Source organism: Xenorhabdus ehlersii (assembly GCF_003610465.1).
Classification (GTDB): domain Bacteria; phylum Pseudomonadota; class Gammaproteobacteria; order Enterobacterales; family Enterobacteriaceae; genus Xenorhabdus; species Xenorhabdus ehlersii.
Map to the genome: position 1 here is coordinate 458,779 of NZ_RAQI01000001.1, position 14,588 is coordinate 473,366.

Consider the following 14,588-nt stretch of genomic DNA (forward strand, 5'->3'; position numbering starts at 1 on the left):
TCTTTGCCCTGTTTATGAACTGTTTAAGATAAGTGTTTTAATGTTGTAAAGTTAATTGAAATATCCTTAAATAAGGTTATTTGTACTGATATTATATTTTTTGTTTTATCTTGGGAAACTTGGTTTATTTTTCTGTATTAAAAAAAGTAAAAGATAGATTATTTTTACTACATTGCTTTATATCGATACACTTCTATTTAGCCTTGAGTTGATCTATTCTTCTGTTATTTTTCTTTCTGGCGGATATATATTCTTATATAGAAAATGAGGAACAATAAAAACATATTATATGGTATGCGAAAATAAATATTAGTAATGGGTTGTTAATCTGATTATTTTGGTTTGTTTAATCGTAAATAAATAAAATTTTGATTTTGTCATGATGCTTGTGTAATAAGAATAAACAAAATAAACAGAATAAATTAAAGTAAATTTGCAGATAAAAATATCAACTTTTCACATTAAGGTTAATGTAAGTGTTCGAATTAAAATTATATCGAAATAAAAGGGTTTTCAGATGGAGAAATGAGAAGTTAAATTAACTTTAAATTAAACCTACAACACGAATGGAGAACGATATGTCATTAAATAAACTCTTAGCAGAAAATAAGATACCTGTTACAGAAGTCCCCGCAGTGACCTTAAAAATGTTGACCAGTCAGATAGAAGGCATTGCTCGTCCAGGAGGTATCTTTACTAAAGAAGATCTCATTAGTATCAAATTATATGTTAAACATGGTTTGGAACTACCTTTTAATTTACAGGGAGTCAAGGAATATATCGGTTATAACGATATTGATATTGATGGTTTGAAACCTGCGAATATGACCAACCTGTTTAAAGAAATTCACAATCATGCACTTAGTTGGAGTGATGTAGAAAGTAACGTCCAACAGCAAAGTATCGATCTGGAAAATGCCGGCAGGCAAATTACCGGAACGGGAGGAGAAATAATCAGTGTTATTGAACAAATGCCGATTATTGAACGGGTCAAAACAAAATTAGGTGATTTAACTGATAAGCAATTAGCGGAAATAACTTATACCAATGATGATAAAGAAATCGCTGTTGAATTGGGTAATATCCTTGAAAGCATGAAGAAAGATATTAAAAAACAGCAGGAAAATACTCAGAAAGTTAAAAATTCGGTAACCGATTTTAAGATCACTTTGATTGGTGGAAAATTAACAAATGGCGGAATTGCACAAGGATTAGAGCCACAGGTGAATAGTAAGAAAAAACTGATGGATGAGAATAATCTTTCTGCGACCATTAAAGATCTGCAAGATAAGATTGATGAGAAGAATAAAGAGATTGAGCAACTCAAAAAAGACTATGATAAATACGTTGGCCTGGCATTTTCTGGCATGGCAGGAGGCATAATTGGTTGGGCGATTACTGGTGGTATTTTTGGTGATAAAGCAGAAAAAGCCCGTAAACGAAAGAATGAATTGATCGAGGAAGTTAAGGGATTGCAAGATCAAGTGAAAAATAAAAGTGCACTGCAAACCGCCATTCAAAATCTTTCCCTGAATTTTTACAATATTCATATTTGTATGCTGGATGCGGAATCTGCCTTAAACCACTTAGATTTTATGTGGAACACAATGCTAACGCAAATTACATCTTCAAAAGATAAGTTTTCTGAAATTAATGATGCATTGAAACTGACCTCTTTTGTGTCAACATTTAAGCAAGTTATTAGCCCCTGGAAAGAAGTACAAGGTTCTGCTGTGCAATTAGTTAAGACTTTTGATGAGGCACTGGCAGAATATAAGAAACTCTACAACTAATTTTTTCTGAGAATAATTAATAAAATAGAAAGGAATATTAAAATGTCCGAAGATATTATCTTACAAAAAGAAATTTTGTATCCAGAAATTAATATCAAAGCCATGAATCAGGCGGTAAATGCTATTTGGCTTTTGGCACAACGGCAAACATCCGGTATTGCAATTATTGGGGAAAAAGTTGAACGAATCAGGCTCTATAGCCGTGATCTTGATGAACTGGTGCGTCGCTCGTTATCACAATTAACGCCGATACTCAGCCAGCTTGCTGCGGGAGAGGCTTTCCAGACAATCAACCAAATCGATGAGGCTTTGGCAGCTTCTGATTTGAGTGACGATGATCGTCAGGCTTTGCTGGCAGAGCGTGATCAATTGATCCAAAAGTTATCGCAAGATATTGACCATGTGATTGTTAATTTCAGTAGCAGCACTAATCAACTGAATGGAAAAATCAATGATATTCGCAATATGGTGATTGCGGAGCGTCTGGAGGAGCTTCTGGCACAAACGGAATCACGAAAAGCAGAATTGCAGAGTGATATTGAGAGTAAAGCCGAAAAAAGAAATAAATTGGATGCTGAACGGGCTAAAATTATCGAAAGTCAGGATGTGATCCGTGAAAATAATATCGCGGATATGTTTAAAGATTTTATCCCTGACGCCAGTGATATTGATGGTCTGGATTTTACTCAACCTAAAAAAGAGGCTATTAAACAGGCTATAAAACAAGGTGTTGAGATAGCCAGAAAAATATTAGGTAAAGTTTCTGAAGGATTGAAATATATCGATCTGGCAGATGCCAGAATGAAACTGAGTGATCAAATCGATCAAGTAATAAAAGAAACTGATGCACTGAAAGTGACATTACGGGAAACGGAGCGACGGCTTTCTGGCTTGAAAGATGTAATGCAAATCGAAGCAGAACGCACCATCATGCTTGCTGAGGCGGTAAAACTGGGACAAGCGTGGAACGCATTCGCTACTCAATTACATCGTTTATCAGGTAATAAAGTTGATCAGAAATACTTAACGAGTTTGATAAATAACCAATTGGATTTTTTGGCTAATTTAGCCTCACAATATCATATGTTGAAATAAATATTCTGATAAATAAAAGGCTGGGAATAGGTATTCTCAGCCTTCGTTTTGATAAATATATATTTGTCAAAAGTGTTAATATTTAATTACTTTATAACGTATCTGTTTTATATTTCCGTTGATTATTAACTTATTATTTAAAATAAACTTACACCAGTTGTTTTTTTTGCTCTGCAATTTCTATAGGGCAATGTAGTCAGCTAGAAAGCACAGTAGCCACCGACTGAGTGACAAAAATTTGGGCGATTCCCCTGCGCCAGCCGATAACCCCAGAGACAGAAATTCTTCAACATCCGATTAATTATTGATCGTCATTTCATCAATAATATTTATAAATAATTACAGAATGATAAGTTGCACACAATATTTTATGGATTTAACTGTTAATTTCTTGAATGCGGGAAAATACTGTGATGTGGATACCTTTTTTCCTGAGAAGGATACCCCAGGAACGGCCCGATTATCATTCCAGAAAAAGCAAAGGAAAAGAAATGACTTATATTCAATCTCATTTGGCGGGGCAAGTTTGGTTCTCACTCGGAGACAGCATAACAGAAAGAGGGTGGTATCAACCCATCGTGACTGAAATATTAGGCCTAAGAGAATTTGTTAATTACGGTATTGGAGGAACATGTATAGCTCAAAAAGATAAAGATGATAGTTCTGCTATGTGTTTAAGATATAAAGAAATGGGAAACAATTCAGACATCATTACCATATGGGGAGGGGTTAACGATTTTGGCTATGATTTTGGTTCCCATGGGGGGATAGAAATAGGTGACAGTAAAGAAGAAAAAACTCCATTAACATTTATTGGCGCTATGCATTTATTGCTGGCAGGAGTGACAAAGCAATACCCATTATCAAGGATAGGGTTCATCATAACAACGCCTCTCTCAATAAAAAGAGGAATGAACGAAAAAAATTTGAAAGGATACTATTTGTCTGATTATTGCAATGTTTGCAGGGAAGTTTGCGAAAGATATTCTATTCCGTATCTGGATTTGTTGAAAAACTCCGGTTTTAATGAAGGAAATATAGATATCATGACGAGCAATAGCTCAGGTACTGTGTCCGATGGACTGCATCCATCAAAAACAGGCATGGCAAAAATAGCGCCTAAAATTGCAAACTTCATGTTATCAATTTAAGAGGAATTTTAAATGAGAATTCTAACCATAGATTTATTAAAGATAATGTCTATATTTTTCGTTGTCGTATCCCACGTTACATTGTTCTTTTTGTTACGTCATGATAATGATGTGATTTTGTATTTATACAGGCAAGCAGGCCAGTTGGGTGTTTCGTTATTCTTTATGTGTAGTGGTTATTTTTTACTAAATAACAAACATGAAAACCAAACAACTTATGTAGTTAATAAAGTAAAGAAAATTTTAATTGTATTGTTGTTTTGGTTGGTTTTTTATTATTGTTATGATAATTTCTTTATTAGTAAATTCACAACAATTCCTCCCGTCAGTTTTTTTAACTACATTAACGTTAGTCGTATTATATCCGACGCCACTCATTTATGGTTTATATTTGCAATAATTTCTCTCTATATACTAACCCCATTGATACGGAATTCATTTAATCCAGGGAACGCTAAGGGACTGATAAAGATTATAATCATAATGTTTATTATTTCTAATTTTACCTTGCTGAATGCATTGACAGATTATAAATATAACTTTTCCATTGTGCCCTTTAATATTTTACTCCCATTCCAGGTTCAAGGGCTTCTCAGTTTTCTGATAGGAGGGTATATAGGGCTTACGAACCCTAAAATAAAATCCTTCTCCTTTAACCACATAACTTTATTGGTGTTATCCATTATTTCATTGATAATTTTGTCATTTATATCAGTCAGGACAGGAATGACCTTCTTTTATGGGAAGTTTTATAATATCTTTCTTCAGATCTCTTCCGTGTGCCTATTTTTATTCTTGGTTAATTTAAATATAAGTAAAATATCAAGCGTAACAGAAGACATCAGCAAGAATATTCTGGGGATATATCTCGTCCACAATATTTTTGTTGTTGAGATACATAATGACTTTATTCATGAATTTTTGTTAAAGGAATTTCATTACGTAAATATATATGTTTATATAATAGTGTATTCACTACTGGCTTTTGCTTTATCATATATGTTATGTATTTTATTACGAAAGTTTAAGATAACGTCGTCAATCATCACTGTTTAATGTGATAATAAGGCCAAAAGATCTGCGTTTACAAGGAAGAACACAGATCTTAACGGACTTTTGTGGTCAAGATCGTACTTTGCCTGTAGCGCTAGAGGTGCAACGATAGAAACACTTACCTTCCCAAATTACCAGTGTCAAATTTGGTTAACAGCCTCAAAGGGGTAACGTAACTGATTTCCCTTAGCTTCTAGTTTTTCTGACGCTTTAATTACCTTACCTTGCATAAAAAATGGAGTTGTGCATGGTTATCACTAAATTCTATGAGTTACTCGATCAACTACCACCGAAAAAAATCGGTTTCATTTAAACGCGAAATAGTGAATGACAATTTTTATTTATAACTGGCTAACCTTATTTCAGAAAAACAAAAAGGCTATACCGGAAGCATAGCCTTGGATTCAGGTCATGTATTAAATGGTTAGATTGAATATTAAAAATAGTACTCACGCTCAATAAAAGTCCCTATCACCTTATCGTGCATTTCTTCGGATTTTGAATAACTGATCGTTTTTCTATTCAGTCTTTTTACTCGAGTACGCTGCGTTAAATTCGTTCTCTCTATACGCTGAGTAAACATCTTTCCAGTCAGGTGCTCTTCCTCGGGAAGGTTGTTATAAACAACATAATCATCCGTGCAGTAAAACCGAATATTAAAGGGCGATAAGAGGGCAAGCAGCTTGTCTAACGTTTTTCTACTGCGATCGCCAAAAACAGGGGCCACTACTCGTTTCAGGCGGGGTTCCCAAGCATACCAAAGCCAGCGTTGATTTTTCTTGTTCCTCACAAACGCCCATTGCTCATCTATTTCACAGATAAGCTGAAAGTTATTTCCATCAAGGGGCAGTGTCGTTACGTTTCGGGGCGTGAGGTTTTAACGTTTTCATGACGGTGGCCGTTGCGACTTTCAGGACTCGGGCGGTGTCACGAATTCCCCCGTTATTCATCGCCATGTCGACAATCTGCTCTTTAACGCCGGGTTTGCAGGCTTGATAGGTGTATTCCAACTGAAAAACCTTACAGCAGGTATAGCAGCGATAACGAGGATGACCGCCATTCCCTTTTCCATGTCCTTTGACATGTTCGGATTTATGACAATAACGGCAATAGACGTCAACTTTGGCCATGCTTCCTCCTTAAAAAGCCGGAAGCATATCACAACAACTAACCATTTAATACATGACCTCAGAGTACAGTTTATTCTGTCAGTGTTGATGGCAACAACGATCCTCGTGCAACAGATGTGAATGGAAACATTGGTGATGCTACTCTAAAAGAGCAAGATCAGGGAATTGCATTAGGACCTTTAGCTTACGCTTTGTTGGCATCAACGGCAGTAGGAGGGAATTCTAGCTCTTATGCAAAATATGGTGTAGTTATTGGTGCAAATTCACAAGTTGATACTGGTGCTACTAATTCTGTTGCGGTGGGATATCAATCTTATGTAAGCGGAAAGAATTCTATTGCGTTAGGCGATAATTCAGTTGCAAGTGAGGATAATGTTGTATCAATCGGAAATGATGGCCTTGGTAATGGCTATGGTGGTCCGAAGAAACTACGGAAGCTAGTTAATCTTGATGACGGTAAAATTTCGGATGACTCAAAAGAGGCTATTAATGGTTCCCAATTGCAGAAGGTGCAGGATACTATAAAGAATAACGAAAAGGATATTGAAGCTAATAAGAATCTGCTTGCTAATACAAATGTGATGGCAGAGGAAAACGCAAGGGATATCATCTCTATCTATGATAGAATTGATATGTTGGAAAAAAAATGCAATCCGTAGATAGCGAACTTGGTCGGATTAATTTATTTCAACCCTATGGTGTTGGTAATATACGGGTGTAAATATAGAATGGTGATAGGGTTGTGAAATATATTAAAAATAGCTATTTTGATAAATAAAAGGCTGGGAAACTATTTCTCAGCCTTAATTATAATAAATATTATCCACACTCAAGCAAACTAACCGCTGCGGTAATACGGGGCGTAATATCTGTTTCTGGCAGCGCTGGAAGAATGTCCAGTACCATTTGCCTGAGCGGCTCTACAATAACCATCGAAATGACAAGTTCACTGATAATAGGAAAATCCATTTTTTTCAGTAATCCTTGTTGATATTGGCGTTCAAGCCAATTCACTAATATATTTCTGCTTCTTTCAATTCCACCTTGCTGATATTTATCCAATAATATTTCACGATAAGGAAAATCAGATTGTAATAATTTAAATAATCCTACCGCTTCCATAGATAAGGATTTCTCTGCTATTTCAGTTAGAAATATTTTCAATAATTCTATCAATTGCTGAAAATTATTGGCGTCTTTTTTAAAGTTGGGAATAAAAGGCTCTTCCCAACCCATAACAATTTGTTCAAGTAAATCTTCTCGATTTTTGACAAACCGATAGAGCGTTTTTTTGGCAATACCGGCTTTTTTGGCTACCACATCCATGGTTGTTTTGTTATAGCCTTGATTAATAAGCAGTAGAAAGGTGACCTCGTGAATTTTTTGGCGTATTGCTTGCTCTGGAATTGTCGGGCGGCCTCGTGGACGTGGATGATTTTCTGCCATTTTAGCACCTTTACGTTGTGAATATTTGTACCGCACTGGCGTGATCCCATTAATAAACAGAACAGACTGATACACAACTCGCAGGTGCTTGTCAACTCTATCAAAACATGATTATCCGTTCATGAAATTATTGCCGGATGTTGACGAAAAATAGCAGAACAGAGTAGGACCATGGTCCCACTTGGAGAGTGCAGCGTCATCTATTAGGGATTACGGTAATGTAATTGCTGACAAAATCTATTAGCTTGCTATCACTCGTGATGAGTGGAATCTTGTTGTGTTTTGCCTGAGCGACAATTAACCGATCAAATGGGTCTTTATGTAACTTTTCCGGTAAATCGCATACAACGAGCGAATGATCGCTTTTAATGGGGATTTCAATCAAACCAGCGTCAAACAACCCATCCCTGAACTGTTCGGGATCTATGGAAAAATCAGGTTTGTTTAAATTGCTTTTAATGACCACCTCCCATATAGACGCTGCGCTAAAACACAGGGTTTTGCTGGTATCTTCCAGCAGATCAGCAATATCAGCTTTCAGTTTTTCCGGTTCATATGCCATAAACAGCAGGATGTTGGTATCTAACAGGAATTGCACTATGAATATTTCCCTTCAAACATATCAACAATTTCGGCGCTGTTCATATCGTCAAAATTGGCGGGAACCCGCCCCTTGCCTTTGAGGAAGCCTAATTTGCGTTTGGGCTGTTCTTCTCTGTATGCAATAACTTTAACCAGTGCATGACCATTTTTGGCGATCACCACTGGTTCTCCGGTGCGGGCGACTTCCTGAACAATTCTGGATAGGTTGGTTTTTGCATCGTAGATGTTAATTTGTTCCATAACATCCCCTCTTGATGTTTTAATGTACACAATTTTAGGATATTTATTTTTATTAGTCTGGTCAAGTTGATTAGACCTATAATTGCCAAAATACGTTCTCTATGCTCGAATCATAGCATTTTTTATTACTCATCCATTATTTATAACTTACTGTTTTTAATAAGTTATTATCATAATTAATATTGTTGAATTATAGGGGATATCCCTATAATGTGACCTTCTTCACAAGGTGGCATTTTTTGCTAATTATTGTTAGCAAAAGGTTTTGCTAGATCTTAATATCGTCATTGCTTGTTACAAATTTAACATTAAATTAACTAAAGCAAGTAAAATATTCCGCCCACCTGATTATTGACTATTCCAGAGCAAGTTGTTCTTGGGATAAGGATCTTTTGGCGGTGGCTCAATAATAACAAGTCCAATGAGGATTATGATGATGATAAAACGCAACGCACTCGCAATGGCAATTCCGGTACTGCTTATTACAGGGGCTGCAAATGCTGCTGAAATTTATAATAAAGATGGTAATAAAATAGATTTATATGGAAAGGCTGATGTTCAAAGAACATTCTCCAAATCAGACAAACAGTCTGGGGATGGTTCTGTCGGTCGTATCGGTATTAAAGGTTCAACCCAAATTACGGATACCCTAACTGGCTTCGGGCGCTGGGAATTCAACATGGGTGCCAATGGCACAGAAGTGGAGAGTGGAGCAAACACCAGAACTCGTTTGGCTTTCGCCGGGCTGAAATTTGGCGAATATGGTTCGCTGGATTATGGGCGCAATTATGGTGTGGTTTATGATGCCAACTCATGGACAGATGTATTGCCAGTATTTGGTGGTGATTCCATGGCCGCAACCGATAACTTCCTGATGGGGCGTTCAACAGGGTTATTAACATACCGTAATACTGACTTTTTTGGCTTGGTGAATGGCCTGAATTTTGCTTTGCAGTATCAAGCTAAAAATGATGACGGCACTAAAAATAGCCGTAGCGATGTTGCAAGACAGAATGGTGATGGTTTTGGTCTTTCCAGCACCTATGATTTTGGTAATGGCTTCAATATTGGGGCGTCATACGGCAACTCTAACCGTACTTCGGCACAGAAGTACGGTTCTGATGCAGCTAAGGTTCTGGCAAAAGGGAATAAAGCCGAAGCATGGATCGTTTCTGCCAAGTATGACAAAGATAATGTCTATCTGGCGGCTATGTATGGTGAAACCCGTAACTTAACCAGATTTGGCAGTTCCGTGGATAGCTACACGATGTTTGCCAATAAAACCCAAAACATTGAGTTGACTGCTCAGTATCAGTTTGATTTTGGTTTGCGTCCCTCTGTCGCGTTTGTTTATTCCAAAGGTAAAGATCTGGGTAATGACCTGGCTGATAAGCGCATACAGACAGGCAAGGGAGCTGAAGATTTGGTGAAATATGTTTCAGTCGGTGCTTTCTATAATTTTAATAAAAATATGGGTACGTATGCTGAATATCAATTTAACTTATTGAAAGACAATGATTTCACCAAGAAAGCGAAGATTAGCACTGACGACGTCTTTGGTGTTGGTTTGGTTTATCGCTTCTAATTGTATCGAACTGCCTCAAGGGGGTTGAGGCAGTTCACTTGTGCTTACCTTTCGGCTTCGCCGCCGAGTGCATCAATCGTATTTTTGATTAGCGCACTGAGTTCTCCTGCCATTAAGGTAAAATCAGCATCGAATCGTTGGGCAACATCTTCACGATCAATATCATCATTTTGTTCACGTAAAGTTTCACTGAATTTAATGCGCTTGAAAGTGCCATCGTCTGACAGCATAAACTGAATACGTTCTTCCCAATCTAAGGCCAACTTAGTGACATATTTGCCGGATTCAATATGTGTCGCAATTTCGTCTGAAACCAAATCCTGTTTCTTACAGCGGATCACTCCACCTTCCTCCAGAATAGCTTTGAGTTCGGCTTCATCCATCAAAGCATAACCTGTAGGAAGATCACCTGAACGTACCCATTCGGTTAGCGTCAATTCAATGGGGTTGGTGAAAGTAAGAGGAACAACAGGTAATGATCCCAATGTTTTTCTCAGCAGTGCCAGATTATCTTCAGCTCGTTTTGCGCTAGCGACATCAACGATAATCAAATGGTTGACGGTATCGATCCAAATATAGGTTTGGCTGAAACGGCTGAATGCTCTTGGCAGCAGCGTATGAATGACTTCATCTTTTAGTGAATCTTTCTCTGTTTTTTTCAGTTTGCGATGTTGTTCACCCTCCAGGCGGGCTATTTTGGTCTGTAATTCCTGCTTAATCACCGGAGAAGGTAACATTTTTTCTTCTTTGCGCGCGCAGATCAGAATTTGATTGCCGGAAGCATGGGTTAATGCTTCACCGTGGGAACCCATTGGCGAAACCCAGCCAGTTTTCATCATATCCTGGCTGCCGCATGGGGTGAATGCCAATGGGCTTAATTGTTTTTCCAGTTCATCTGCCGAAAGTGAAATCTCTCGGTTTAAACGGTAAATTATTAAATTTTTGAACCATAACATGCAGTTACCCCATATTGTTGCGCATTGTGACAAAAGTCATCTTAAAACATAAGGGAGCATGATAACGAATCATGTGATGAAGCCCTAGAACTTCATTCGTTTCATATAATCACTGCCTTATTCTCATATAATAAAAAGCATCGTCCCGCTAAATAGGAAAAGTCAGTTATGCGTATAGGAATTGATCTTGGTGGAACCAAGATTGAAGTGATTGCATTAGGCGATCAGGGAGAAGAGTTATTTCGCAAACGGGTGGATACTCCCCGCAATGATTACCAGAAAACATTGGCTGCCATTGTTGGGTTGGTTATTGATGCGGAACAAGCAACCGGACAGCAAGGAACTGTAGGGATTGGCATTCCTGGTGCAATTTCGCCTTTTACCGGAAAAGTAAAAAATGCCAACTCAGTTTGGTTGAATGGCAAGATATTGGATAAGGATATAGCGGCTTTGTTGGGGCGTGAAGTGCGTATCGCTAATGATGCCAATTGTCTGGCGGTATCGGAAGCCACTGATGGCGCGGGGGAAGGGATGCCAATGGTATTTGCCGTTATCATTGGAACAGGTTGCGGCTCAGGCATTGCATTTGAGGGGCGGGTTCATGCCGGTGGCAATGGATTGGCAGGGGAATGGGGACATAACCCATTACCGTGGATGGATGAAGAAGATCGCGTGTATCAGGATGAAGTGCGCTGTTTTTGCGGTAAGCCAGGATGTACTGAGACATTTGTGTCAGGCACCGGATTTATGACGGATTACTTCCGCTTAAGTGGAATGCAGAAAAAAGGCAACGAAATCATAGAAGCGTTGGCACAGGGAGATGAGTTAGCGGAATTGGCGATGCGCCGTTATGAAAGGCGTTTGGCGCGAGCGCTGGCACAGGTGATTAATTTATTGGACCCGGATGTAATTGTACTCGGCGGTGGCATGAGCAATATTGATCGTCTTTACCAAACGTTGCCCGATTTAGTCAAAGAGTGGGTTTTTGGTGGCGAGTGTGCAACACCAATCAGAAAAGCCGTGCATGGGGATTCCAGTGGTGTGCGTGGTGCGGCCTGGTTGTGGCCTGTTTGTTGAAACGGCATATGATGATGCCCGTAGTGACAATCCGGCTTACAAAAATAAAAAACAGACCATTCTGGGAACAATTCTATAAAGGGGCATAGCATGATGAAGAATATGTTGAAAAGGAAGAACGTGTTGAGAATGTCAACCTTGGCAATGCTGGTGGCATTCAATGTGAACGCGGCAACCGTTGATTTACGGGTGATGGAAACCTCGGATATTCACGGTAATCTGATGGATTTTGATTATTTTAAAGATAAATCCACGGAGCAATTTGGTTTGGTTCGTACTGTGAATTTAATTAAGGCGGCCAAAGCGGAAGCAACCAACGCGATCTTGGTAGATAACGGTGATTTGATTCAAGGCAGCCCACTTGCGGATTACATGGTGGCAAAAGGATTGAAACAAGGGGAGGTTCATCCAGCTTATAATTTGATGAATACTATGGACTATACCGTCGGTAACTTTGGTAACCATGAATTCAACTTTGGATTGGATTACCTGAAACAAGCCATCGCCGGTGCTAAATTCCCTTATATCAATGCCAATATCATCGATGCCAAAACCGGCAAAAACTACTTTACACCTTATATTATCGTTGATACTCCAGTTAAAGATCGCGAAGGCAAAGAGCACACGATTAAGATCGGTTATATCGGTTTTGTGCCACCACAAATCAGTATTTGGGACAAAGCCAATCTCAATGGCAAAGTGGTTGTTAATGACATCACTGAAACCGCGAAAAAATTCGTCCCTCAAATGAAAAAAGAGGGCGCAGATCTGATTATCGCCATTCCACATTCCGGTTTTTCCCAAGATCCTTATAAAGCGATGGCAGAAAACTCGGTTTACTATCTGAGTGAAGTTTCTGGCATTAATGCCATTATGTTTGGTCATGCTCACGGCGTGTTCCCAAGCAAGGAATATACCGGTATCAAGGGTGTGAATGTCGCTAATGGAACGATTAATGGCATTCCTGCCGTCATGCCGGGGCAGTGGGGGGATCATCTGGGTGTTGTTGATATGGTGATCAATAACGACAGTGGTGAATGGAAAGTCGAATCTGCTAAAGCACAAGCCCGTCCTATCTATGACAAAGTCCATAAAAAAGCATTGGCTGAACGCGATAATAAACTGGTTTCCATCATCGAAAAAGATCATCTGGGAACTCGCGAATTTGTGAGTAAATTCATTGGTAAAGCCTCTGATAACATGTACAGCTATCTGGCTCTGATCCAGAGTGATCCAACCGTTCAGATCGTCAATGATGCGCAGGTAGATTATACCAAACGCTTTATTCAAGGTGATCCAAATTTGGATGGGCTCCCTGTTTTAGCGGCAGCGGCACCTTTTAAGGCGGGTGGACGTAAAAATGCGCCGGCTGATTTTGTGGAAGTGGAAAAAGGTGATCTGACTTTTCGCAACGCGGCTGATTTGTACCTTTACCCAAATACATTGGTGGTAGTGAAAGCAACGGGGGCGGATGTGGTCGAATGGCTGGAGTGTTCGGCGGGCATGTTTAACCAGATTGATCCAAATTCCACCAAACCGCAAGAATTGCTGAACTGGGAGGGTTTCCGTACTTATAACTTCGACACCATCACGGGTGTTAACTATAAGATAGACCTGACTCAACCCGCTAAATACGACACCGATTGCCAGCTTATCAATAAAGGTGCGAACCGCATCAAAGATGTTACCTATCAGGGTAAGCCGATTGATCCAAAAGCCATTTTCCTGATCGCCACCAATAACTATCGGGGTTACGGCGGCAAATTCGCCGGAACCGGAGAGGATCATATTGCGTTTGCTTCACCGGATGAAAACCGCACCATTTTAGCTTCTTACATTTCCAGAATGACTAAAGAAAAGGGCGTAGTATCAACTCAGGCTGAAAATAATTGGTCATTCTTGCCAATCAAAACAGATAAAAAATTAGATATCCGTTTCGAAACTTCCCCAACAGAAAAAGCGGCGAAGTTCATTAAACAACACGCCCAATACCCAGTGAAGTACTTAAAAAATGATGATACCGATTTTGCCATCTACCAAATTGATTTGACAGAGAAAAAATAAAACTTACTGAACTTAATTATATTAATGCCTGCTCTTGTGCATAGCTAAAGGGTAGGCAACTGTTTGAACGTTAAGAGATAACAAAACGAATTATAAATATAAATGACTTCCGATTTCGATTGGTGCTGCATTGTTGGTCGGGTGTGTAACCAAGCCAGCCTATGATGCTGAAAATGTTGTGGATGTACGAGTTCTGGGCCTCGGGTTATTGATATCGGAACAAAATAATGTGACGGGGATAAAAGATAACGCAGATCGGCGTAGATAAAACCAATAGATCAAAGATACTGTAACGGTTGTTTGATCCAGATCAGAAATGCAACGCTAATTATTATGCGTTGCACTTTGGTATGAGAATAAATTTCAAATTACTCGAATATATTACTCAATATAGT

13 protein-coding genes are annotated in these 14,588 nt (G+C 38.8%); 8 read left to right on the plus strand and 5 right to left on the minus strand.

The window, feature by feature from the left end:
- Positions 1-578 precede the first annotated feature (578 nt).
- The 4 genes from BDE27_RS02215 to BDE27_RS02230 all read left to right on the plus strand — a co-directional run bounded on the left by BDE27_RS02215 (position 579) and on the right by BDE27_RS02230 (position 5,095).
- Positions 579-1,793, plus strand: coding sequence for an alpha-xenorhabdolysin family binary toxin subunit A (locus tag BDE27_RS02215; RefSeq protein WP_099132690.1), 1,215 nt, complete (start codon positions 579-581; stop codon positions 1,791-1,793).
- Positions 1,794-1,835: 42 nt separating this feature from the next.
- Positions 1,836-2,888, plus strand: a complete 1,053-nt coding sequence (locus tag BDE27_RS02220; protein WP_099132689.1) for an alpha-xenorhabdolysin family binary toxin subunit B — start codon at positions 1,836-1,838, stop codon at positions 2,886-2,888.
- Positions 2,889-3,379: 491 nt separating this feature from the next.
- Complete coding sequence (locus BDE27_RS02225) at positions 3,380-4,039, plus strand: SGNH/GDSL hydrolase family protein (protein ID WP_099132688.1); 660 nt, start codon at positions 3,380-3,382, stop codon at positions 4,037-4,039.
- 12 nt (positions 4,040-4,051) lie between these two features.
- A complete protein-coding gene (locus tag BDE27_RS02230) occupies positions 4,052-5,095 on the plus strand; it encodes an acyltransferase (protein WP_099132687.1) in 1,044 nt (347 codons plus the stop codon).
- Between the two features lie 433 nt (positions 5,096-5,528).
- On the opposite strand, the gene BDE27_RS02235 is transcribed toward BDE27_RS02230, so the two are convergent.
- A protein-coding gene (locus tag BDE27_RS02235; RefSeq protein WP_099132686.1) for an IS1 family transposase occupies positions 5,529-6,222 on the minus strand; the annotation gives its coding sequence in 2 pieces (ribosomal slippage) (positions 5,529-5,967 and positions 5,966-6,222; 696 coding nt in all).
- Between the two features lie 116 nt (positions 6,223-6,338).
- On the opposite strand from BDE27_RS02235, the gene BDE27_RS20125 reads away from it, so the two are divergent.
- Positions 6,339-6,881: a hypothetical protein gene (locus BDE27_RS20125; protein ID WP_099132685.1), complete on the plus strand. Its 543-nt coding sequence runs from the start codon at positions 6,339-6,341 to the stop codon at positions 6,879-6,881.
- Positions 6,882-7,041: 160 nt separating this feature from the next.
- Here the strand turns inward: BDE27_RS20125 and BDE27_RS02245 are convergent, their stop codons facing one another.
- From BDE27_RS02245 to BDE27_RS02255, 3 genes are all read right to left on the minus strand, one after another.
- Positions 7,042-7,668 (minus strand): TetR/AcrR family transcriptional regulator, encoded by a 627-nt coding sequence (locus tag BDE27_RS02245; RefSeq protein WP_099132684.1) that lies wholly within the window; start codon positions 7,666-7,668, stop codon positions 7,042-7,044.
- A 196-nt stretch (positions 7,669-7,864) separates the two neighbouring features.
- Positions 7,865-8,266 carry a type II toxin-antitoxin system VapC family toxin gene (locus BDE27_RS02250; protein WP_099132683.1) on the minus strand — a complete coding sequence of 134 codons (402 nt, stop codon included), beginning with the start codon at positions 8,264-8,266 and terminating at the stop codon, positions 7,865-7,867.
- A complete protein-coding gene (locus BDE27_RS02255) occupies positions 8,266-8,511 on the minus strand; it encodes a type II toxin-antitoxin system Phd/YefM family antitoxin (RefSeq protein WP_099132682.1) in 246 nt (81 codons plus the stop codon). Before BDE27_RS02255 ends, BDE27_RS02250 begins: the two co-directional genes overlap by 1 nt.
- 436 nt (positions 8,512-8,947) lie before the next feature.
- Here BDE27_RS02255 and BDE27_RS02260 point away from each other — a divergent pair, with 436 nt between their 5' ends.
- On the plus strand, positions 8,948-10,096 hold the full coding sequence (locus BDE27_RS02260; RefSeq protein ID WP_099132793.1) for a porin: 1,149 nt from the start codon (positions 8,948-8,950) through the stop codon (positions 10,094-10,096).
- Between the two features lie 44 nt (positions 10,097-10,140).
- Here BDE27_RS02260 and rdgC read toward each other — a convergent pair whose 3' ends face one another.
- Entirely contained in the window at positions 10,141-11,052 is a 912-nt protein-coding gene (rdgC, locus tag BDE27_RS02265) for a recombination-associated protein RdgC (RefSeq protein WP_099132681.1), read from the minus strand.
- Between the two features lie 168 nt (positions 11,053-11,220).
- On the opposite strand from rdgC, the gene mak reads away from it, so the two are divergent.
- Entirely contained in the window at positions 11,221-12,129 is a 909-nt protein-coding gene (gene mak / locus BDE27_RS02270) for a fructokinase (RefSeq protein ID WP_099132680.1), read from the plus strand.
- A gap of 93 nt (positions 12,130-12,222) precedes the next feature.
- Positions 12,223-14,193: a bifunctional 2',3'-cyclic-nucleotide 2'-phosphodiesterase/3'-nucleotidase gene (locus BDE27_RS02275; RefSeq protein WP_208638560.1), complete on the plus strand. Its 1,971-nt coding sequence runs from the start codon at positions 12,223-12,225 to the stop codon at positions 14,191-14,193.
- The last annotated feature ends 395 nt before the right edge of the window (positions 14,194-14,588 follow it).

What these genes read in the sequence shown, in the direction of transcription:
- BDE27_RS02215 (WP_099132690.1), top strand. Translation starts at nt 579, where the DNA reads ATGTCATTAAATAAACTCTTAGCAGAAAATAAGATACCTGTTACAGAA.
- BDE27_RS02220 (WP_099132689.1), top strand. Translation starts at nt 1,836, where the DNA reads ATGTCCGAAGATATTATCTTACAAAAAGAAATTTTGTATCCAGAAATT.
- BDE27_RS02225 (WP_099132688.1), top strand. Translation starts at nt 3,380, where the DNA reads ATGACTTATATTCAATCTCATTTGGCGGGGCAAGTTTGGTTCTCACTC.
- BDE27_RS02230 (WP_099132687.1), top strand. Translation starts at nt 4,052, where the DNA reads ATGAGAATTCTAACCATAGATTTATTAAAGATAATGTCTATATTTTTC.
- BDE27_RS02245 (WP_099132684.1), bottom strand. Translation starts at nt 7,668, where the DNA reads ATGGCAGAAAATCATCCACGTCCACGAGGCCGCCCGACAATTCCAGAG.
- BDE27_RS02255 (WP_099132682.1), bottom strand. Translation starts at nt 8,511, where the DNA reads ATGGAACAAATTAACATCTACGATGCAAAAACCAACCTATCCAGAATT.
- BDE27_RS02260 (WP_099132793.1), top strand. Translation starts at nt 8,948, where the DNA reads ATGATAAAACGCAACGCACTCGCAATGGCAATTCCGGTACTGCTTATT.
- rdgC (WP_099132681.1), bottom strand. Translation starts at nt 11,052, where the DNA reads ATGTTATGGTTCAAAAATTTAATAATTTACCGTTTAAACCGAGAGATT.
- mak (WP_099132680.1), top strand. Translation starts at nt 11,221, where the DNA reads ATGCGTATAGGAATTGATCTTGGTGGAACCAAGATTGAAGTGATTGCA.
- BDE27_RS02275 (WP_208638560.1), top strand. Translation starts at nt 12,223, where the DNA reads ATGAAGAATATGTTGAAAAGGAAGAACGTGTTGAGAATGTCAACCTTG.